The 20814-nt window shown below is 67.5% G+C and carries 21 protein-coding genes; 9 read left to right on the top strand and 12 right to left on the bottom strand.

The features are described from left to right. Positions 1 to 54 precede the first annotated feature (54 nt). On the bottom strand, positions 55 to 579 hold the full coding sequence (locus tag RF701_RS09490; RefSeq protein WP_287980748.1) for a ferritin-like domain-containing protein: 525 nt from the start codon (positions 577 to 579) through the stop codon (positions 55 to 57). Positions 580 to 736: 157 nt separating this feature from the next. Between RF701_RS09490 and RF701_RS09485 the strand changes: the two genes are divergently transcribed. Continuing rightward, on the top strand, positions 737 to 940 hold the full coding sequence (locus tag RF701_RS09485; RefSeq protein WP_308814786.1) for a hypothetical protein: 204 nt from the start codon (positions 737 to 739) through the stop codon (positions 938 to 940). A 279-nt stretch (positions 941 to 1219) separates the two neighbouring features. Here RF701_RS09485 and RF701_RS09480 read toward each other — a convergent pair whose 3' ends face one another. The 4 genes from RF701_RS09480 to RF701_RS09465 all read right to left on the bottom strand — a co-directional run bounded on the left by RF701_RS09480 (position 1220) and on the right by RF701_RS09465 (position 6331). Further along, complete coding sequence (locus RF701_RS09480; RefSeq protein WP_308814785.1) at positions 1220 to 3505, bottom strand: xanthine dehydrogenase family protein molybdopterin-binding subunit; 2286 nt, start codon at positions 3503 to 3505, stop codon at positions 1220 to 1222. 2 nt (positions 3506 to 3507) lie between these two features. Next, the gene (locus RF701_RS09475; protein ID WP_308814784.1) at positions 3508 to 4491 is read right to left on the bottom strand and encodes a xanthine dehydrogenase family protein subunit M; all 984 of its coding nucleotides are present in this window, start codon (positions 4489 to 4491) and stop codon (positions 3508 to 3510) included. Then, a complete protein-coding gene (locus RF701_RS09470) occupies positions 4488 to 5006 on the bottom strand; it encodes a 2Fe-2S iron-sulfur cluster-binding protein (protein ID WP_210359136.1) in 519 nt (172 codons plus the stop codon). The genes RF701_RS09475 and RF701_RS09470 overlap by 4 nt, the downstream gene beginning before the upstream one ends. A gap of 86 nt (positions 5007 to 5092) precedes the next feature. Continuing rightward, positions 5093 to 6331: an FAD-dependent oxidoreductase gene (locus tag RF701_RS09465; RefSeq protein ID WP_308814783.1), complete on the bottom strand. Its 1239-nt coding sequence runs from the start codon at positions 6329 to 6331 to the stop codon at positions 5093 to 5095. 132 nt (positions 6332 to 6463) lie between these two features. Here RF701_RS09465 and yghU point away from each other — a divergent pair, with 132 nt between their 5' ends. After that, positions 6464 to 7333 carry a glutathione-dependent disulfide-bond oxidoreductase gene (yghU, locus tag RF701_RS09460; protein WP_308814782.1) on the top strand — a complete coding sequence of 290 codons (870 nt, stop codon included), beginning with the start codon at positions 6464 to 6466 and terminating at the stop codon, positions 7331 to 7333. A gap of 139 nt (positions 7334 to 7472) precedes the next feature. Here the strand turns inward: yghU and RF701_RS09455 are convergent, their stop codons facing one another. Genes RF701_RS09455 through RF701_RS09445 form a run of 3 tightly spaced genes read right to left on the bottom strand, consistent with a single transcriptional unit; the run spans position 7473 to position 10339 of the window. After that, positions 7473 to 8324: an outer membrane protein gene (locus RF701_RS09455; protein WP_210359138.1), complete on the bottom strand. Its 852-nt coding sequence runs from the start codon at positions 8322 to 8324 to the stop codon at positions 7473 to 7475. Between the two features lie 38 nt (positions 8325 to 8362). Further along, positions 8363 to 9352, bottom strand: a complete 990-nt coding sequence (locus tag RF701_RS09450; protein WP_203311501.1) for a ferritin-like domain-containing protein — start codon at positions 9350 to 9352, stop codon at positions 8363 to 8365. A 30-nt stretch (positions 9353 to 9382) separates the two neighbouring features. Continuing rightward, positions 9383 to 10339, bottom strand: coding sequence for a ferritin-like domain-containing protein (locus RF701_RS09445; protein ID WP_210359139.1), 957 nt, complete (start codon positions 10337 to 10339; stop codon positions 9383 to 9385). Between the two features lie 169 nt (positions 10340 to 10508). On the opposite strand from RF701_RS09445, the gene RF701_RS09440 reads away from it, so the two are divergent. From RF701_RS09440 to RF701_RS09410, 7 genes are all read left to right on the top strand, one after another. Continuing rightward, positions 10509 to 11087 (top strand): sigma-70 family RNA polymerase sigma factor, encoded by a 579-nt coding sequence (locus RF701_RS09440; protein ID WP_308814781.1) that lies wholly within the window; start codon positions 10509 to 10511, stop codon positions 11085 to 11087. Further along, positions 11074 to 11769: an anti-sigma factor domain-containing protein gene (locus RF701_RS09435; RefSeq protein ID WP_308814780.1), complete on the top strand. Its 696-nt coding sequence runs from the start codon at positions 11074 to 11076 to the stop codon at positions 11767 to 11769. Before RF701_RS09440 ends, RF701_RS09435 begins: the two co-directional genes overlap by 14 nt. An 87-nt stretch (positions 11770 to 11856) precedes the next feature. Further along, positions 11857 to 12405, top strand: a complete 549-nt coding sequence (locus tag RF701_RS09430; RefSeq protein WP_308814779.1) for a fasciclin domain-containing protein — start codon at positions 11857 to 11859, stop codon at positions 12403 to 12405. Between the two features lie 367 nt (positions 12406 to 12772). Next, positions 12773 to 13624 carry a cytochrome ubiquinol oxidase subunit II gene (locus RF701_RS09425; protein WP_308814778.1) on the top strand — a complete coding sequence of 284 codons (852 nt, stop codon included), beginning with the start codon at positions 12773 to 12775 and terminating at the stop codon, positions 13622 to 13624. Continuing rightward, positions 13621 to 15705 carry a cbb3-type cytochrome c oxidase subunit I gene (locus tag RF701_RS09420; RefSeq protein WP_308814777.1) on the top strand — a complete coding sequence of 695 codons (2085 nt, stop codon included), beginning with the start codon at positions 13621 to 13623 and terminating at the stop codon, positions 15703 to 15705. The genes RF701_RS09425 and RF701_RS09420 overlap by 4 nt, the downstream gene beginning before the upstream one ends. Further along, a complete protein-coding gene (locus RF701_RS09415) occupies positions 15702 to 16328 on the top strand; it encodes a cytochrome c oxidase subunit 3 (RefSeq protein ID WP_210359145.1) in 627 nt (208 codons plus the stop codon). Before RF701_RS09420 ends, RF701_RS09415 begins: the two co-directional genes overlap by 4 nt. Then, the gene (locus tag RF701_RS09410; protein WP_308814776.1) at positions 16325 to 16639 is read left to right on the top strand and encodes a cytochrome C oxidase subunit IV family protein; all 315 of its coding nucleotides are present in this window, start codon (positions 16325 to 16327) and stop codon (positions 16637 to 16639) included. The genes RF701_RS09415 and RF701_RS09410 overlap by 4 nt, the downstream gene beginning before the upstream one ends. A 24-nt stretch (positions 16640 to 16663) precedes the next feature. Here the strand turns inward: RF701_RS09410 and RF701_RS09405 are convergent, their stop codons facing one another. The 4 genes from RF701_RS09405 to RF701_RS09390 form a co-directional block, all read right to left on the bottom strand. Beyond that, on the bottom strand, positions 16664 to 17698 hold the full coding sequence (locus RF701_RS09405) for a response regulator (RefSeq protein ID WP_210359147.1): 1035 nt from the start codon (positions 17696 to 17698) through the stop codon (positions 16664 to 16666). Next, entirely contained in the window at positions 17695 to 18141 is a 447-nt protein-coding gene (locus tag RF701_RS09400) for a response regulator (protein ID WP_203311511.1), read from the bottom strand. The genes RF701_RS09405 and RF701_RS09400 overlap by 4 nt, the downstream gene beginning before the upstream one ends. Beyond that, a complete protein-coding gene (locus RF701_RS09395; protein WP_287980769.1) occupies positions 18138 to 19649 on the bottom strand; it encodes an ATP-binding protein in 1512 nt (503 codons plus the stop codon). The genes RF701_RS09400 and RF701_RS09395 overlap by 4 nt, the downstream gene beginning before the upstream one ends. 279 nt (positions 19650 to 19928) lie before the next feature. Continuing rightward, the gene (locus RF701_RS09390; RefSeq protein ID WP_203311512.1) at positions 19929 to 20687 is read right to left on the bottom strand and encodes a 3'-5' exonuclease; all 759 of its coding nucleotides are present in this window, start codon (positions 20685 to 20687) and stop codon (positions 19929 to 19931) included. Positions 20688 to 20814: the final 127 nt, after the last annotated feature.

The raw sequence follows: 20814 nt of genomic DNA, 5'->3' as shown, positions 1-20814 counted from the left end.
GCGGTCTTCAGTGCGGCTTTCATCGCGGGACCTTCCGCATTGGCTCGCTTGCGATCAGACCTTCGCCTTGCTCGCGCCGGCTTCCGCATACAGCGTAGCGTAGCGGCGCGTGACCATCGGCAGCGCCTCGTCGATCCAGGCCGCCATCGCCTCTTCCTCGCCCAGCGATTGCTTCAGCAGCGGGGTCGCGGGCGCGAAGCCGCCGTCCTCGGCCAGCACGAGCAGCGACTTGTACGCCGCAATCTCGAAATGCTCGAAGGCGTAGTTCGCGAAACTGTTCTTCACGATCTCGTCGCCCGCGACGCTGTGACCGAGTGCCGCCATGCCGCCGGACATGCTCAATCCAAGATCCTTGATCGTCGAGCTGCTGGTGTCGAAGCCGCCCAAAATTTCGTCGAGGCGCGCGATCTGGGCATTGGTTTCCTCGATATGCGCGCGTAGCCGGTCCGCGACCTCCGGATAATGTTCGATGCGCGACACCTGTGGCGTCATGATCGCCAGCGCTTGCTTCTCCACGGCATGGGCGTTGACGAGCCCCGTGATGAAGAGTTCGCGCAGCGCGTCGGTCTGGTGGGTCATGTCTGTCTCTCCGGTGCGATGATGAACATCGAAAACCGACACGCCGACCAATGGTGTCATTGTATGTATAATAATCTCCAACTTTCTGAATAACTTAGATCAAAACGTCCGGCGCCGTTGCCGGGCACCGGCACGATCGCGATGCGTTGACCGGCCCATGACGCTCCACCCGCAACCCGTCCTGACCGACGCCGACCGCGACCGGGGGCTTCGCCTGCTGGTGACGGAGGCGGCCTATTCGGGGGGGGCGGCCGCTCTGACTACCGGCGTCATCCTGACCGCCTTCGCGCTGCACCTCGGCGCCTCGACGGCCATGGTCGGGTTGCTCGCCAGCGAGCCGTTTCTGACGCAGCTGCCGTAATTGCCCGCGATCCCGCTCGTCGAACGCTTGCGGCGGCGCAAGCTGATCGCCGTCGCGTCGAGGCTGATCGGCTGTGCGATGCTGGGAGTCATGGCCGCGACTGCCTTCACGCCGGGCGCATGCTGCCCGCGACGGAAGTCGCGGAGGCCATCGTGTTCATGCTCGCCCGATCCGCTCGCTGCGATATCGTCAACGTGCCATCGAGCCGCTGATCCAGAAGACCGCATAGGATTAGATTCTCCGCCTCCAAACAGTCCGGAGGCAGGATCGCGCCGCAGCCTATAGCAACTTGTCGAGCGTGATCGGCAGATCGCGGACGCGCGTTCCGGTCGCATTGTACACGGCGTTGGCGATCGCCGCCCCGACCCCCGTGATACCGATCTCGCCGATGCCGCGGGCGCCCAGCGGCGCGTGCGGGTCGGGCAGGTCGGTCCAGATCACGTCGATCTCGGGGACGTCCATGTGCACCGGAACGTGATATTCCGCGAGGCTGGGGTTCATAACCCGGCCGGTACGCGCGTCGAACAGCGTCTCCTCGGTCAGCGCGAGGCCGAGCCCCATGATGATCCCGCCGCGGAACTGGCTCGCCGCAGCCTTGGGATTGAGGATGCGGCCGCAATCGAAACTGCCGAGCAGGCGGCGCACCCGCACTTCGCCGGTCACGTCGCTGACCGCCACTTCCGCGAATTGCGCGCCGGTCGAGTGCATCGAATATTTCAGCATCTCGAGCGGCAGTGGTGCCTTCGCCTCCGCCTCTACGGCATCCCTGCCCGCGCGCGACAGGATCGACGCATAGCGCTCGTGGCGCGTCGGATCGCCTGCCTGCGCCAGGCCGCCGTCCACCGCCACGATATCGGCAGGGCGCAGGCCGGCGAGCGGGCTGTCGTTGCCCGCAATGCGAAGCAGTTCCTTGATCAGCGCCTCGGCAGCCGCCGTTACCGCCGCAAGCGTTGCCACGGTCTGTTGCGATCCGCCCGCCATCGCGCCCGCGGGCAGCGCGGAATCGCCATATTCGAACGTCACGCTGTCGAGCGGCAGGCCCAGCCTGTCGGCGGCATGCTGCGCCTGGACCGTCGCGGTGCCCATGCCCATTTCGTGTCCCGCCGTCGACACCGTGGCATGGCCGTGCGCGTCGATGCGGATCCGCGCCGCATTGCCGGGCATACGCAGATAGGGATAGGTCGCCGTCGCGACGCCCATGCCGATGCGCCACTCGCCCTCGCGCCGGCGGCCGGGCACGGGATCGCGGCGATCCCACCCGAAGCGCGCCGCGCCGTCGTCGAATGCCTTGGTGAGATGGCGGGAGGAAAACGCATTGCCGCTCGTCGGATCGCGCTCCGGCTCGTTGCGGCGGCGCAGTTCGATCGGGTCGACCGCCATCGTCTCGGCCAGTTCGTCGATCGCGCATTCCAGCGCGAATGTACCGACCGATTCCCCCGGCGCGCGCATGAAGGTGTTGGCCAGCATGTCCATCTCGGCGATCGTCTGCTCGAGGCGGAAGCTGCCTGCAGCATAGAGGTGCCGTGCCGGAAAGGTGAACTGCTCCGGGCAGTTGTTGTGGGCGGTCATCGCCGCGACGCCTTCGTGGATCAGGGCAGTGAAGCGCCCCTCCGCATCGGCGCCGATGGCGACGCGCTGCTCGGTCAGCGTGCGGCCGCCGACGAGGCGATAGACGCCTTCGCGGCTCAACATGATCCGCACCGGGCGACCCGCCAGCCTTGCCGCCGCGGCGGCAAGGATCTGGTGCGTCCACAATCCCTTGCCACCGAAACCGCCGCCGACGAACGGCGACAGGACACGCACCTGCTCCGGCTGGATGCCGAACACGCCCGCCATCGTGCCGGCGGTGCCGTTGAGCATCTGCGTGGCGTCGTGAAGGATCAGCGTATCGCCGTCCCAGGCGACGGTGGCGGCATGGAGCTCGATCGCATTGTGGTTGTGACGCGGGGTCGTATAGCGCCGGTCGACGCGATGCGGCGCCTTCGTGAGCGCCTTCTCCGCATCGCCGATCGTCACCGTGGCAGGTTCCATCAAGACCGAATCGGGGCGCTTTGCCTTGCCGCGTGCCACGGAGAAATCGGTGAGTGCGGGCGCGGGGTCATAGGCGACGCGGACCAGCGCCGCGGCATGGTCGGCCTGCTCCTGCGTCTCCGCGAGCACCAGCGCCACGGCCTCGCCGTTCCAGTGCACGGTCGCGTCCTGCATGACGGGCAGGCTGCTGCCCGCGACGCCGCCACCGTCCATCATGCCCTTCGGCGCCTTCATGCGCGGCGCGTTGCGATGCGTCATGACCAGCGCGACGCCCGGTGCCTGCTCGGCCGCCGCCGTTTCGATCGACGCGATACGCCCCTTTGCGATGGTCGAATGGACGAGCGCGGCATAGAGCATGCCGTCGAGCTTCACCTCCGCCGCGAAGCGCGCGGTGCCGCCCACCTTCAGCGCGCCATCGATCCGCGACACGGGCTCGCCGACATGGCCGTGCTGGCCGCGCACCGGCTTGGGTCGCGTGCCCGGCAACAGCGCATCGGGAACGTAGCGGAGCGCGGTGCGCGCGAATTCCATCATCGTCACGCAGCCTCTCCCGCCAGTTCGTGCAGCACCGCAGCAATCGTGCGCCGCGCCAGTTCGATCTTGAATCCATTGTCGCGCAGCGGCACCGCATCGGCGAGTTCCGTCGCCGCGGCTGCTGCGAACGCCGCCTCGTCGGCGGGACGTCCGCGCAGCATCGCCTCGGCTCGGGTCGCGCGCCACGGCTTGTGCGCCACGCCGCCGAGCGCCAGGCGGACGTCCCGCACGACCCGGTCTTCGCCGACATCGAGGACGGCCGCCACCGATACGAGCGCGAAGGCATAGCTCGCGCGGTCCCGCACCTTACGATAGGCGGAGCGGCCCACGGGCGGCGCGGGGAGGTGGACCGCGACGATCAGTTCGCCCTGCCGCACGCTCGTCTCGCGCTCGGGCGTTTCGCCAGGCAGCAGGTGGAGATCGGCAAAGGCGATGCGACGCTCCCCGTCCGGCCCGACGACCGTCACTTCCGCGTCGAGCGCCGCGAGCGCGATGCACAGATCGGACGGATGGGTGGCGACGCAGGCGCTTGAAGCGCCCAGGATCGCGTGGATGCGGTTGAAGCCTTCTCTTGCGTCGCAGCCGCTGCCGGGCACGCGCTTGTTGCACGCGGCGGCCTCGTCATAGAAATAGGTGCAGCGCGTGCGCTGGAGCAGGTTGCCGCCGACCGTCGCCATGTTGCGGATCTGCGCCGAAGCGCCGGCGAGAATCGCACGCGCCACCAAAGGGTAGCGGGTGCGGACGCGGCGGTCGCTGGCGAGTGCCGTGTTGGTGACGCCCGCGCCGATGACGAGGCCGCCGTTAGCGTCATCCCCGATCTCCGTCGACACGGCGGTGACGTCGACGAGCGTCCTCGGCCGCTCGATCCCCTCGCGCATCAGGTCGACGAGGTTGGTGCCGCCGCCGAGATAGCGCGCGTCCGCGCCAGCGCCGGTGCGCAGTGCGCCGGCGGTATCGTCGGCGCGGAAATAGGTGAAGGGGGTCATGCCGACACCGCCGGCCGGTCGGCGCCATAGGTCGCGGCGATGGCGGCGACGATGCCGTTATGCGCGCCGCAGCGACACAGATTGCCGCTCATCCGCTCGCGCAATTCGTCATGCGTCAGCGACAGCGTGTCGGCGGCCAGGTCGTCGGTGACGTGGCTCGGCACGCCCCGCGCCAGTTCGTCGGCCATGCCGACGGCGGAGCAGAGCTGGCCCGGCGTGCAATAGCCGCACTGGAAGCCGTCGTGCTCGATGAAGGCGGCCTGCAACGGATGCAGCGTGTCACCATCGGCCAGCCCCTCGACCGTGGTGATCGAGCGACCCTGATATTGTACCGCGAGCGCGAGGCAGCTGTTGATCCGAACGCCGTCGACAAGGACCGTACAGGCCCCGCACGCGCCCTGGTTACAGCCCTTCTTCGTGCCCGGCAGGTCGAGATGCTCGCGCAGCAGGTCGAGCAGGGAGGTTCGGATATCGACTTCTGCCGACACCGGTTTGCCGTTGACCGTAAGATCCATAACCACCCCCAACACGGCCAGATCGCCGCACCTCGCGGCGCAACGCGTCGGGAGCGAAAAGGTTCAGCCGCCAAGGCCCGCCGCCCTCATGTCTCCGGCAGCAGCGCTTTCAACGGCACCGTCGGATCGGCGAGCTGCTCCGGATCGGGCCTCGCACCCGCCTCCACGAGCTTGCGTCCCTGGACATAGTCCTTCGTCGTGTTGACGCAGTCGAGCGCGACGACGCGTCCTTGCTTGAGATAGACGACGGAGAAGCTGCGCGTCGCGGGATCGCCGCGCAGGATCGCGTCGTCATGCCCCGCGGACAAACCCACGGTCTGCAGCTTCAGATCGAATTGATTGGACCAGAACCACGGCGTCGCGCGATAGGTGCCGGGCTGCCCGACGATCGCCTTGGCGACGAGGGTCGCCTGATCGTTGGCGTTCTGAACCGACTCGACGCGCAGCAGCGCGCCATCGGCAAAGGCGTTGGCGTGCAGCGCGCAGTCGCCGATCGCATAGACGTCGGGCAACGTCGTCCGGCATCCCGAGTCGACCAGCACCCCGTTTCCGCCCTCCGCACCGGCCGCGATCAGCGGTTCGACGGAGGGTTCGATACCGATGCCGACGACCGCCATGTCCGCGGCGAGCGTCTCGCCGGTGGCGAGGCGAACGCCGGTGATGCGATCGTCGCCAATCAGGCAGTCGACCGCGACACCGAGCCGCACGTCGACGCCCTCGGCCCGATGCGCGGACTCGTAGAAGCGCGACAATGCTTCGCCCGCCACTCGTGCCAGCACGCGATCCTGCGCCTCGAGCAACACGACGGACTTGCCCTTCCGTCTCAGCGCGGCGGCGGCCTCCAGGCCGATATAGCCGCCGCCGATCACCACCACGCGCTTAACCTCCGGCAGCTCGTCGATCATCCGATCGACATCGGCACGCGTACGGACGGTGTGGACGCCGACAAGATCGTGGCCGGCGCAGGCGAGCCGACGCGGGCTGCCGCCCGCCGCCCAGATCAGGCGTTCATAGCCGATCCGTTCGCCCGTGTCGGTCGTGACGCGATGTGTCGCCGCATCGATCGCCGTCACGCTGCGACCCAGCATCAGCGTGACCTCCCGTTCCTGCCAGAACGCGAGGGGGCGTATCAGCATCCGTTCGAAGGGACGCTCGCCCGCCAGGTAGTCCTTCGACAGGGGCGGGCGTTCATAGGGCGGATCGGGTTCGGCCCCGATCAGCGCGATCGAACCGCCGAAGCCATTCTGACGCAGTGCGATCGCCGCCTGCGCGCCGCCATGCCCGCCCCCCACGATCACGACATCGAACATCTGCGTTTCGTTCATGGGAAACCGTTAGCGCGCGGTGCCCGCGGGCGGAAGCGGTCGCCGTACCCGTCCTGCTGCGGCATGCTTCCCTGTCGGCGCCGTTTCGGCGACGGTCGCGTTCATACCGCGATTCGTAGCGAAAGGCCTGCCATGCAAGACAACACCTATACGCCCCCTGAAATATGGACCTGGGACAAGGAAAGCGGCGGCCGTTTCGCCAGCATCAATCGACCGATCGCGGGCCCGACGCACGACAAGGCGCTTCCCGTCGGGCATCACCCGTTGCAGCTCTATTCCCTGGGGACGCCGAACGGCGTCAAGGTGACCATATTGCTCGAGGAACTGCTGGAAGCCGGCCACGCGGGCGCCGACTATGACGCCTGGTTGATCCGCATCGGCGAGGGGGACCAGTTCGGTAGCGGCTTCGTCGCGGCCAATCCCAATTCCAAGATCCCCGCGCTGGTCGACCACAGCGGCACCCAGCCCGTCCGCGTCTTCGAATCGGGCGCGATCCTTGTCTACCTGGCCGAAAAGTTCGGCGCCTTTCTGCCGCAAGAGGGGGCGGCACGGGCGGAATGCCTGTCGTGGCTATTCTGGCAGATGGGCAGCGCGCCGTTCCTCGGCGGCGGTTTCGGGCATTTCTATGCCTATGCGCCCGAGAAGTTCGAATATCCGATCAACCGCTACGCCATGGAAACCAAGCGGCAGCTCGACGTGCTCGACCGCATTCTCGCGGATCGCGCGTTCGTGGCGGGGCCGGACTATACGATTGCCGACATGGCGATCTGGCCCTGGTACGGCCAACTCGCGCTGGGCGATCTCTACGGCGCCGGCACGTTCCTGCAGGTCGACGGCTATCGCAACCTGCAACGATGGACCCGTGAGCTGGCGGAGCGTCCCGCGGTCCGGCGGGGGCGCATGGTCAATCGCATGACAGGCGACCCGGCCAGCCAGCTCCACGAGCGCCATGATGCGACGGACTTCGACACGCGCACGCAGGACAAGCTGGCGTCAGCATAGTCAGGGCAAAAACAGGGCGGGCGACGCAGAAACGTCGCCCGCCAGGGTCGGGCGCTTGGGGGGCTGGTCCGCCCGACCGTGCCTTTCCCGCCGGCCAGCGGACGGGAAAGGCTGGGGAAGAGGCTGCGGTTTCCGCGAACTAGAACCGGAACGCCGCGGTGGCGCGCATGCTGTGCCAGCGGAAGATATTGTCCGACCGCGCGATGTCCGTGCCCGTCGTGTTCGGGGTCAGCACGAACGGATTGGTCGCCGCCGCGGTGCCCTGCGTCACGCGGACGCGGAACTGGTCGTCATTGTAGCGATGGTACATATATTCGAGGCCGATCGAGAAGTGCCGGCCGATCTTCTGCTCGATGCCACCGCCGGCCAGGAAGCCGAAGCGCGTGTCGTCGCCGCGCAGCGCGAAGGCGTTCGCGGTATTGGTGGTCGAGAAGGTGTGGTTGATCTTGGCATAGCCTGCGCCGGTCGTGCCGTAGAACAACGTGGTGCCGAAGGCGAGGCCGGCGCGACCGCGCACCGACGCCTCGTAATCCACGTCGCGCGTCAGCACGTAATTGGCGGGCGTCGTCGAGAAACCGCTGGTGCTGTCGGTGATCTCGGACTTGCCGAACTCTCCGACGAAGCCGACGACGACGTGACCGCGCTGGGTGTCGGCGCCGATCCGACCGTAATAGGCCCAGCCGTCCTTGTCGTTGCGACAGCCACCCGCCTGCGGCGTCGCGCCGCGAGCCGCACCGTTGCAGAAGCCAGGCGCGAAGGCGTTGGTATTGCCCGACGTTACCACGGTGTCGCCGAACCGGCCATCGAGGTTGCGGTCGAACAGCAGCCGCGCGCCGACCGGATTGGGCTGGACGTCATAGCCGCCCGCCGCGCCGACATAGACGCCGCTGAACGGCTGCGGATCGGAATCCATGTCCTGCGCCGCCGCTGGGGCGGCGAGGACGGCGGTGAGAACGAGGGCCGGCGCGAGGCCGAGAAGGATGGTGCGCATGTCGTATCTCCCTGTAGACAGCGTCGAGAAGACGCGGATCAGACGCCCGAGCTGGTCCGCACGGTGCCGTTGACGCCGGACGGGAAGAACCCGCCGCTCGTCGTCGCCGAGGCGCTGAGATAGACGATGTTCAGCACCTGTCCCGGCGTGCGGCTGAAGGCGATCCCGTTCGCATCCGCGGGCACGATGTTCGACACGGTGCTGTCGCTGCCGACGATGCCCTGGTCGAGGTCCGTGGTGCCGTCCAGGCTGTCGCGTGCGTCGGAGATCTGTCCCGCCGCCGTCCGCAGGCTCGGGGTCTGCAGACCCCTGGCGTAGAGCACGGTGCGGATCAGGCCGGCGTGATAGGCCTCGGCGGCATGGATGCCCGCGGCCGCCTCGACATAGGTCTTGTTGTTGATCGAGGCGATCGAGCCCTTGTACGCGGTCACGCCGACATCCTCGAAGATGAAGGCGCCGAGCAGGAAGTTCTCGGGTGACGCATAGGGGTCGAACGTACCCGTCGAGCTCACCACGCCGGCGGCGCGCGCGGCGGCGGTGAAGGCGCCGCTCGCGCCGCCGTCGATGTTGATCGCGGGCATCGCCACCGCCGAACTGCCCAGGGCAGTGCGGAGGAACGCAACGTGCGCCGCCTCGTCCGCGGCGATCTCCCGCGCATATTGGGTGACCAGCGTGTCGCCGTTGAACGAGACCTGGCGGCCACCGGTCACGGTCCCCTGCGTGCCCGTGCCGCCCAGCAGCGAAGCGGGCAGGCCGACGCCGTTCGCCGCATAGGAATAGAATTGCGCTTCGAGATATTCGAGGTTGAGCGCGAAGTTCAGCACGTCCGCATCGGTGGGTGCGGGCGTCGGCGTCGGAAAGGGCGTCGGCGCATAGTCGTTGTTGTGGTCGTCCTTACACCCGGTCAGCAGGCCCGCGACGCCGGCGGTCGCGGCGGCGGCACCGGCGGTGCGGAGGAAGGCGCGGCGGTCGTGGCGGCGGCGCTCTGCGGCGGCCAGCACTTCGTTCAGAATGTCCTTGGTGTGCATCGTCAGTCTCCCTGAAAGGTGCCGGCCGGCTCAGGCCTGGGCCGTGCTGCTGCGGATGTTGCCGTTCACACCGGCGGGGAAGAAGCCGCCCATCGTGACGGCGGACTTGGTCAGGTAGACGATGTTGAGCACCGCGCCCGTCGACCGGCTGTAGGCGAGACCGTTGGTGTCGACCGGCACGATGTTCGACGCGCTATTGCCGTTGATCGTCACCGGGGAGATGCCCTGGTCGTCGTCGCTCGGGCCGTCCAGGCTGTCGCGTGCATCGGAGATCGCGTCTGCCGCCGTGCGCAACGTCGGGGTCGCGATTCCCTTTGCGTAGAGCACCGTGCGCACGATCGCGGCGTGATAGGCCTCGACCGCCAGGATGCCGGCCGCGGCCTCGAGGAAGGTCTTGTTGCTGATCAGCGGCGAAGCGCCCTTGTAGGCGGTCACGCCGACATCCTCGAAGATATACGAGGCAAGCAGAAAGTTGTTGTCGTTCAGATAGGGGTCGAACGACTGTCCGGCGCCGACGAGGCCGGCGGCACGTGCGGCGGTGCTGAACGCGCCGTTGGGCGCAGTGCCGACGTCGATCGCCGGCTGCGCCACGGCCGCGGATCCGAGCGCGTTGCGCAGGAAGGCGACGTGCGCGATCTCGTCCTGCGCGATCTCCTTCGCATAGGCGGCGACGAGCGGATCGGAGAAGGTGACCTGTCGTCCGCCCGTCGCGGCGCCGGCCGTCCCCGTTCCGCTGACCAGCGAGCTGCTGATCGGCGTGTTGAAGGCGGCATAGGAATAGAAATTGGCCTCGAGATATTCGAGGTTGAGCGCGAAGTTGAGGACATCCGCGTCGGTCGGGGCGGTTTGCGCTGCCGCGCCGTCGGCATAGGCGAACGCCCCGCCCACCGCCGCCGCGCCCAGCACCATCCGGAACAACTCGCGCCGTTCGTTGCGGCGGGTGACCCGCGCGTCGAGTGCTTCGATAAACTGCTCGCTTTGGGTCATCCCGATTTCTCCCTTGATGCGCCAGGTTGGGTTCGGACCTGCCGGGCGGGCCTTTGTGCGCCGCTCAGGCAAGGTACGCGTGAACCGCGCGCATGGACGCAGACTGCGCAAAATAAATATCGGAGATCAGCTTCTTGTTCGTTCGCCTTAGTCCGGTTAGCCATTCGCCATGGCCTTGGACGCGCCCTCATCCCCGGACGATGCGCGGCGCGCGCTGGTGGAGGCGCTGGTCGCGACGGGGGAGCAGGACCGTGCGGCCTTCCTGCGCGTTTATCGCATGACGGCCGCGAAGCTTTTTGGCGTTTGCCTGCGTATCTGTGGCGACAGGGCCGCGGCAGAGGATGTGTTGCAGGACGTATATGCCTTGGTGTGGAAGCGCGCGAGCGGCTTCGAACCGGGTCGGGCAAGCCCGATCACCTGGTTGGCGACGATCGCGCGCAATCGGGCGATCGATTGGCGCCGCGCCAATCCGCATCGCGCCACGACGGGCATGGAGGATGCCGCCGAGCTGCCCGAACCCTCGCCCTCCGCATGCGACACATTGCTCTTCGACGAGACCGACCGCCGCCTGCACCTGTGCCTGGACGCTTTGCAGGATACGCAGCGCGAGATGATCCGCGCTGCGTTCTTCGGCGGCCTTACTTATGCCGAACTGGCGGAACGCCGCGCCGTGCCGCTCGGCACGATGAAGAGCTGGATCCGCCGCGGGCTGCTGCGTCTTCGGGAGTGTCTCGATGACGACGCCTGACGATCCCGACATGACCGCCGCCGAGGTGGCGCTGGGCCTTCTCGACGGAGAGGCGCGCGCCGCGGCGCACAGGCGGCTGCTCGCCGATCCCGCCTTTGCCCGCGAGGTCGCGCATTGGCGTGCGCATTTCGCGACGCTGTTCGCCGAGGTGCCCGAGGTCGTTCCGCCCGCCTATCTGGAACACCGGATCGCCGCGGCGGCCTCGGCGGGCGGCGGGGATCGCGCATCGGTGCAGGCACTGCGCCGCTGGCGCTGGTTCGGAGGCGGGATGAGCGCGGTCGCCGCCGCGTTGCTCGTCCTGGTGCTGACGCGGGCGACGGAGCCGCCGGCGGCGGTGCGCCCGCCGTCGCGGACGGTGGTGCCGATGGTGGCGACGCTGGCGCCGGGCGCGGGCTTCGCGCCATTCTCCGCGGTCTATGATCAGAGCGCGGGACAGGTCCGCACGCTCGGCCGTGTCGCTCTGCCGCGCGACCGTGACGCGGAATTATGGGCGATCGGCCAGGATGGCGTGCCGCGCGCGCTCGGCCTGCTGACGCGCGACGGCAAGACCCGCATCGTGGTGCGCGGCATCAGGATTGAGCCCGGTACGACGCTGGCGATCTCGATCGAGCCGCTCGGCGGCTCGCCGCGCGCGCTGCCCACGGGGCCCGTCGTCGCGACGGGGCAGCTCGACCGCATCTGACGCGCCATGTCGGGCGCCGATGCTGCATCCGGCGCACCATCCGTCTCGTAGCTGCGCCAGCGCCATTACGGCGCGAGGAGAGACAGGATGAATCGACATTTTCGCCCCGCAATCGCCGCACTCCTGCTGATCAGCGCCGGCGGCGCCTATGCGAAGAACAATCCGATGGTCGGCGGGGCTGCGATGTACCCGACCAAGACCATCGTCGAGAATGCATCCCAGTCGAAGGACCACACCACGCTGGTCGCGGCGGTGAAGGCGGCCGGGCTGGTGGATACGTTGTCCGGGCCAGGACCGTTTACCGTCTTCGCGCCGACCAATGCCGCCTTCGCGAAGCTGCCGGCGGGTACGGTCGACACGCTGCTGAAGCCCGAGAACAAGGCGCAGCTTACCGCCGTCCTGACCTATCATGTGGTGCCGGGCCGCATCACCGCGAAGGACATCGCCACCAAGGCCAAGGCATCGGGCGGTACCGCAACCTACACGACGGTACAGGGCGAGCCGCTGATGTTCCGCAAGGCGGGCAGCGGCTGGGCCATCATGGACGGCAAGGGCGACACGGGCCGCATCACGATCGCCGACGTCGCGCAGTCGAACGGCATGGTTCATGTCATCGACACGGTGATGATGCCCTGAAGCCGGTGAACATGGTGCGCGCAACGGGCGCGCACCATGGCCGGATCGATGCCCTGGCGCTCCGCCCGGGTGCGCCGGCCGTGCGAGGGGGCGGTTGACCCGTCCTTCGTGACCTAATCGGTCTGCGCTCCCCTTTTTTGCACGTCTGTGTGCAACGTCGCGGGAACGCCGCTCGCGTTCGCGGATTGCGGCATCGTGGCAGGACGGGTTTCATGAATGCGGCTCGCGGCACCATTGCGTTGGCCGCGGCCGTTAACGCGTGCCGTTTGCCGGAAGGAGGCGGACGGCGCGCGCCCATGCCGCTTTCCGTCGCGAACGCGGCTTGCATGCGCCTGCTTACCATGTCCAGCGCCAGCGCCGTCGGGGCATGACGCCGCCTCGCGCGCTCCTACCGATCCTCATTGCGTCCCTGCCGCTTGGCGGCTGCGACGCGCTGCGGCTGGGCATCGTCGATCATGCCGGTCCGGTGGCGGCAGCCCAATGGCATCTGTATCTGATCGTCGCGGCCGTATTGGTGTTCGTGGCGGGGCCGGTGCTCGTCCTCGTGCCGCTGATGGCATGGCATTACCGCCTGTCCAACAAGGGTGACGCCTATCGTCCCGACTGGGGTTTTTCGTGGCCGCTCGAAATCCTCGTGTGGGTTCCTCCGATCGGGATCGTGATCGGCCTTGCATTCCTGCTCTGGAACACGACGCACGCGCTTGATCCCTATCGCCCGATCGCCTCCGCCGAGCCCTCGCTCGAGGTCCAGGCGGTGGCGCTCGACTGGAAATGGCTGTTCATCTATCCTGGGGAGGGCGTGGCGAGCGTCAACCGGCTGGTGATCCCGGTCGGACGTCCCGTGCACCTCAGCCTGACCAGCGGTACCGTGATGCAGTCGCTGCTGATCCCGCAGCTGGCCGGCCAGGTCTATGCCATGGGCGGCATGCGGACGCAGCTCTATCTCGCGGCCAGCCGCCAAGGCGTCTTTCGCGGTGAGAATACCCAGTACAATGGCCGGGGGTTCCAGGATCAGAAGGTTGCGGTGATCGCCACGGACGCTTCGCGCTATGCCCGCTGGCTGGCGGAGATACGCGCCACCACGCCGGTGCTGGACGGAACCGCGCTGGCACGGCTCACCCGCAGGTCGGTGGAGACCCGGCCGCTGGCGTTCTCGCGCGTGCCGCCGCACCTGTTCGACAGGGTCATGTCGGTTACCCGGACGAAAGAGGGACAATGAGCGCACCGGTCTGGCCGGCAGTATTGGGGCGCTTCGGCTGGCAGGATCTGCCGTTCGTCCTCGCCTGGCAACATCCGACGATCAACGAGCTGATCGGCGCCGGTGCCGCGGCGATGGTGGTGATCGGCGCGGGCGTGGTTGCGCTGCTGCTGACGGTGACGCATCGCTGGCGATGGCTGTGGTCGGAATGGTTGACCAGCCTCGATCACAAGAAGATCGGCATCATGTACATCGTCATCGCGTTCGTCATGCTGGCGCGCGCGCTGATCGAGGCCAATCTGATGCGCCTTCAACAGGCGACGGCGATCAACGCGCCCGGCATCGTCGCGCCGGAGCATTTCGCGGAGCTGTTCAGCACGCACGGCTCGATCATGATCTTCTTCATGGCGATGCCGTTCCTGACCGGCGTCATCAATTATCTCGTGCCGTTGCAGATCGGCGCGCGGGATGTCGCCTTTCCGTTGCTGAACGCGATCGGGCTGTGGCTGACCGGCAGCGGCGCGGCCCTGATGATGATCAGCCTGGTGATCGGCCGCTTCTCGACCGGCGGCTGGAGCGGCTATCCGCCCTATACGGAGATCGCCTTCAACCCCGGCGTCGGTCCCGACTATTGGATCTGGGCGGTGACGCTCGGCTCGATAGCGTCGACGCTGGCGGGCATCAACATCGCGGTCACCATCTACAAGATGCGTTGCCCCGGCATGCACCTGATGCGGATGCAGATGTTCTGCTGGACCAGCCTGTGCACCGCGATCCTGATGGTGTTCGCGATGCCGCCGCTGACGGTCGCGACCGCTCTGCTGGCGCTGGACCGCTACCTCGGCTTCCACTTCTTCACCAATGCGGCCGGCGGCAACATGATGAACTACGCCAACCTGTTCTGGATGTTCGGCCATCCGGAGGTGTACATCGTGATCCTGCCCGCCTTCGGCATCTATTCCGAGGTCGTCTCGACCTTCTCGTCGAAGGAACTGTACGGTTATGTCTCGCTGGTGATCGCGACCATGGGGATCGCGGTGCTGTCGTTCACGGTCTGGCTGCACCATTTCTTCACCATGGGGCAGAGCCCCAGCATCAACGCCGCTTTCGGCATCGCGACGATGGCGATCGGCGTGCCGACCGGTGTCAAGATCTACAACTGGATCTGGACGATGTTTCGCGGCGAGGTCCGGTTCGCAACGCCGATGCTGTATGCGCTCGCCTTCATGATGACCTTCGTGCTGGGCGGACTGACCGGCATCATCCTGGCTTTTCCGCCGCTCGATTATGTCGTGCACAACACGACCTTCCTCGTCGCGCATTTCCACAACATGCTGATCCCGGGCACGCTCTACGGGCTGATCGCGGCCTATACGTTCTGGTTTCCCAAGGCCTTCGGTTTCAGGCTCAACGAAACCTGGGGCCGGATCGCCTGCGGCTGCTGGGTGATCGGTTTCTATCTGGCCTTCATGCCGCTCTACGTCCTGGGTGCCGCAGGTCTTGCCCGACGGACGCAGGCGATCGACGAGGCGGCCTATCGGCCCTGGCTTTATGCCGCCGAGCTGGGTGCGGTGATCCTGTTCTGCGCGCTGGCGGCATTGATCGTGCAGCTCTGGGTCAGCGTGCGCGACCGGCAGGCCAACCGCGTCTTCGCCGGCGACCCGTGGGACGGTCGCGGACTCGAATGGTCAGTCTCGGCGCCGCCGCCCGAGTATAATTTCGCGCATCTGCCGCACGTGGAGCAGCGCCATGCCTTCTACGACGACAAGCGCCGGCATGCCCCCTATGCGCCCCCGCCGCATTACGATGCGATCGCGATGCCGCGAAACAGCGCGGTGGCGCCGGTCATCGGGATCGCCAGCGCGATCGCCGGCTTCGCGCTGGTCTGGTACATATGGTGGCTGGCGACCGCCGGCCTCGTTGCCATCATCGCCACGGTGATCGCGCGCAGCTTCGTCCGCGACACCGAACGCACCATCCCGGCGGCGGAGGTCGAACGCGAGCAGGCGCTGTGGCTCCACGCCGTCGATGAGGCGCATCCCGTGCCACGCGAGCGCGAACTGACTCCCGCCAACCAGGGGCTGGCGGAGGTGCATCGATGAGCGAGTGCAGGCCGCGTCATGCCGGGCTGAACCTCGGCGACACCGATGCCCAAGCCGACGAGGGCGCGGGAAGCGCGATGTTTGGCTTTTGGATGTTCCTGATGAGCGATGCCCTGGTCTTCGCGCTGCTCTTTGCCACTTATGGGGTCATGCAGCACGCGACGATGGGCGGGCCCAGTCCGGCGACGGAATACAAGATCGGACCGACCTTCATCGAGACGCTGGTGCTGCTGACGAGCAGCGTGACCTATGGGATGGCCTCGGTCGCCATGAAGCATGGCGCAGCGATCCGGCACATCATGCTGTGGCTGGCCGTCACGCTGTCGCTCGGGCTGCTGTTCCTCGCGCTCGAACTGCACGACTTCGCCGATATGTTCGCACATGGCGCCTATCCGTCGCGCAGCGGGTTCCTCTCCGCCTTCTTCGGGCTCGTGCCGCTGCACGGCCTCCACGTCCTGATCGGCGGGCTCTGGCTGGTGGTGATGATGGTGCAGCTGCGCGTGTTCGGGACGGATCCGCAGGTGAAGATCAACCTGCTGCGCCTGGGGCTGTTCTGGCACTTCCTCGACATCGTCTGGATAGCGATCTTCTCCACCGTCTATCTTCCGGGCCTGATCCGATGAGCGGCGGCTCGGGCGAGGCACGGGGCGAGGTGCGCATCTATCTCATCGGCTATGCGGCGGCGCTGCTGCTGACCGGTGCGGCCTTTGGCGCCGTCCACTGGCATATCGTCGGCCCGCGGGCGACGTTCGCCGCCGTCCTGCTCCTCGGGCTCGTGCAGGCCGTGGTGCAGTTCCGCTGCTTTCTCCACGTCAGCCTTGCGCGGACGGCGCGCGACGATCTTCAGCTTGTCCTTTTCTCGGCCTTGATCATCGCGCTGATGGTGGGGGGAACGCTGGTGGTGCTGTTCAACCTGCACGGGCGCATGATGTAAGGAGGGCGGCGACGCCCCCCGGCGTCACCCCAGCGCGCCGCGCAATACCGCGCGGACGCCGCAGTCCCGGGGTTCGTACTCGACCGCCGCCTGCAGGCTCTGCGCCATCGAACGGATGATGCGGGTGCCAAGACCCGTGCCACGCGGCGTCACCTCCGCCGGCATGCCGCAGCCGTCGTCCTCGACCGCCAGCAGATAGACGGCATCGTCGATCTGCGTGAGGGCGACGCGCACCTCGCCACCGCTGCCGGGATAGGCATATTTGCACGCGTTGGTGACAAGCTCGGTCACGATGACCCCCAGCGACACCGCGCGGTCGGTCGGCAGCCGGATGGGATCGGCCACGAGACGCAGCGCATGCGGCATCGTGTCGCTCGACAGCGTCTCCGCCAGTTCCTCGATCAGCGAGCCGAGATAGTCGCGCATGTCGACGCTCTCGACGTCGTTGGCGGTATAGAGCCGGCGGTGCACTTGGGCGATCGCGCCGATCCGGCGCTGGGTATCGTCCAGCGCGGCGCGGGCGGCGGGATCGGTGACGCCGCTCGCCTGCAACCGCACCATCGCGGTGACGAGTTGCAGCGAATTGGCGACGCGGTGATTGACCTCTCCGAGCAAAGCCTCCAGCCGCGCGTTGCTCGCGCGCAACTGCTCTTCCGCGCGAGCCTTCTCGCGGCTGAGCTGCGCCCGGTCGAGCACCTGTGCGAACGTCGCGGCGAGCAGGTCGAAGAAGTCCTCGCCGACCGTCTTCACCACATAGTCCGCTGCACCCGCCTTGAGCGCGGCGACGGCGATGCGGCCCTCGTCGGAACCGGTCACGTAGACGACCGGCGGCGGTACCGGCAGCGCGGACAGACGCGCCAGCGTCTCGAGCCCGTCCATCCCGGGCATGTAATGGTCGACCGCGACCAGATCGAAAGCCGCATCGGCGGCGAGGGCGAGCCCTTCCGCGCCGCCGTCGGCGAGCGTCACCGCATAACCGCGCCGTTCGAGCGCACGCGCCGCCAGCCGCCTGATGCCGGCGTCGTCGTCGATGTACAGGACGCTGGGCGTCGTGCTCACTGGTCCTCGACTTCGGGGACCTGGATCACCGACAGGAAGAGGCCCAATTGGCGGATCGCCTGGGCGAAGCTTTCGTAGTTCACCGGCTTGGTGATGTAGACGTTGCAGCCGAGATCGTAGCAGCGCTGGATCTCGACCTTGTCGTCGGTGGTGGTCAGGACGACGACCGGCGTCCGCTTCAGCGGGCTGCCTTCGTCCTTGATGCGCGCGAGGATGTCCGTGCCGCTCATATCGGGAAGGTTGAGGTCGAGCAGCACCAGCGCCGGCCCGTTTCGTGCGGGGCCGTCGGGCGCCTCGAACAGGAAGTGGAGCGCCTGATTGCCATCGGTGAAATGCTTGATGTCGTTGAGAATTCCCGCGCGGCGGATGTTCTTCTCGATCAGGCGCGCGTGGCCCTCGTCATCCTCGATCATCACGATGCCGACGGATTGATGGGCGTTCATGGCTTGATATCCTGCGCTTCGAAGGTCTTGGGGAGGTTGAGGCGGAAGGTCGAACCCTCCCGCAGCGTGCTTTCCACCTCGATCGTCCCGCCGAGGCGATAGGCGAGCGCGCGGACGTGCGCCAGCCCGATCCCCTCGCCCGGCTGGTCCTGCTGCCCGGACCGGCGGAACAGGTCGAATATCCGCTGGTGATCGCGGGGGTCGATGCCGCGGCCGTTGTCCGCAACCGACAGCAAGACGCGTCCCCGACGCTCCTCGCCGGATACGGTGATCTGTCCGGGGCGGCCCGGCTGGAGATATTTGGAGGCGTTCTCGATCAGGTTGGACAGGATCTGTTCGATGGCGACGCGATCGGTGGTCAGCGTCGGCATCGGCCGCCGTACCGTCAACGTCACGCCGCGATCGTCGAGGACGTGGCGGATCGATGCCTCGATCGTCTCCGCCACCGCCGCCGGATCGATGCGCTCCGGCGTGATCACGCGCCGCCCCTCGCGCGACAGCTTGAGGATGGCGTTGATCAGCCGGTCCATCTTCTGCGTCGAGGTGCGGATGAAGCCGATCGCCTCCGGCAGATCCTCGCGCGCCGCGAGCCGCGCCTCTTCGGTGACGATGCCGGGGCATTCCGTTTCCGCCCGGTCCACCAGTTCCGCGAGCGGCGTGGTGGCGGCGGACAGCTCGGCGGTGAAGCCCATCACGTTGACCAGCGGCGAGCGCAGGTCGTGGCTGACGATATAGGCGAAGCGCTGGATCTCCTCGTTCGCCCGGCTGAGGTCGGCGGTACGTTCGGCCACCGTCTCCTCCAGCTGCTCGTTGAAGCGGCGAAGCGCGTCGCGCGACCGCGCCAGGTCGCGGGTGTAGCGCATCACGGTCAGCAGCGACGCGATCATCACCAGCACCAGCAGCACGCCGGCGACCGCGAGGATGACGTAGAAGGCCTGGAGGCTTTGTCGCTGCGCCTCGTCGCGCGTCGCGAGCAGCCGCCGCTCCTCCGCGGCCATCCTGTCGAAGGTGCTGCGGATCGCGGTCATCCGCCGGACGCTCGCTTCCTGATAGAACAGGATCATCGCCTCGGTCATGCGGCCGCGGTCGACCATCGCAATCGACTGCGTCCGCGCCGCGAACAGCGTATCGAGCGCGCGGCGCAGCGCCGCGAGATTGGCGCGCTGGTTGGGATTGTCCTGCGTCAATCGACCCAGCCGCCCGATCGCCCCAGGCATTTCCGCCGCCCAGCGGCGATAAGCATCGCGATATTCCCGGTTCGCGGTCAACAGGTAGCCACGACGCGACGCCTCCGCCTGTTCGATGAGGCGGCGCGCCGTCGCGATCGACAATTCCACCTCATAGGTATGGACGACGGCGCGGGCGTGGTCCTGATTGCGTGCGGTTGCCCAGGCCGCGGCGATGCCCGCGGCGATCAGCGCGAGGAAGCCGACCAGCATGAAGGACAGGATGACGCGTCCGAAGCGCCCCTGCGAAACGACGAAACGATTGCGGATAGTTGCCAGCACGGTCCGTTGCTTAGGGCAGGGGTGCTGGCTTGCATAGTAGCCGGCACCGGTCGCCCGGACGCTGTGGTACGACGGGCACAGGGCAGGTGGCCGGGCGCCGGTCGGGCAGGGGAGCCCGGTGCGGATCGCCGACTGCGGCCGGGCCCTAGTGTGCGATCAAGCGAGGCTGGATCGGCGCGGTACCGGCGCTCACCCTCACCCGGCAGCCCACGCAGCCTATCCTGATGGGCGGCCGGGGGAGTGAGGGGCGGTACCGCTTCTGCGCACGTGGATCACACTCTAGAGCAACAGATCCTGCGCGCTGGCGCGGCCGACCCGACCGCCGCCGCTGCGACGGTCCATCTCCGCATTGGCGGTGAAGCGGATGTCCGGGTCGCGGTCGGTCAGGAAGCCCATCAGGCTCTCATGATCCAGCTCGCGCCATTCCTTGCCGCGATGCGGACCGTAGCGGACGCGGGGCAGCAGGCCGGGGTCGCGCGACCATTCGAGCAGCTGGGCGAGGCTCGCTTCGTTCAGCTGGTCGCGCAGGTGATGCGCCGTGACATAGGCATCGGGGAAGGCCCGGTGCACCGGCAGGCCGCGCTGCTGATCCAGCCCTTCGGGCCGCCGCCAGTAGCGCAGGACCTGGTTGGAGAAGCTGGGGCTGTCCGGCCACAGACGCAGCGCGCATTTCCAGGTGCAGATCCAATCCGCGCCATGCGTCAGGTTGGCGGTACAGAACTGCTGCTCGAAATCGGCGCGATGCGCGGCAAGGGCAATGCGGCGCGGATAGGGGTCGAGCACCCGGCGGGCGACATCGTGCCACCATGGCGCCTCGACGACGTCCTCGTCGAGGATGTGGTGGATCGCCTGGGTGATGGGCGGGATCGCCCGTCCCGGATTGACCAGGAGCGAGCCGCCCTCGCCCTCAAGCTCCCATCGGCCGGACGGCTGAAGCGCGACATCCTGCCAGCCGATCTCGCACACGCCATGGGCAGGCGGCGCGCTGCCGGTGGTTTCGAGGTCGATGACGCGGACGATCTGGGGAGTGGGACGCATTGACGCCAACATGGGTGTTCAGGCCCGGAAACGCCACCGGCAAATGCGGCCAGCATGGCGAAGCGGTCGTCCGCAGGACGAAAAGGGGAAAGCGTTCAGCGGCAGCGTGGCGCATCGCCGCGAGACG

The sequence above is a fragment of the Sphingomonas sp. GV3 genome, assembly GCF_031082075.1.
GTDB lineage: Bacteria > Pseudomonadota > Alphaproteobacteria > Sphingomonadales > Sphingomonadaceae > Sphingomonas > Sphingomonas beigongshangi.
The sequence above is the reverse complement of the archived record's forward strand: the minus strand, read 5'-3'. Positions and strand labels throughout refer to the sequence as shown.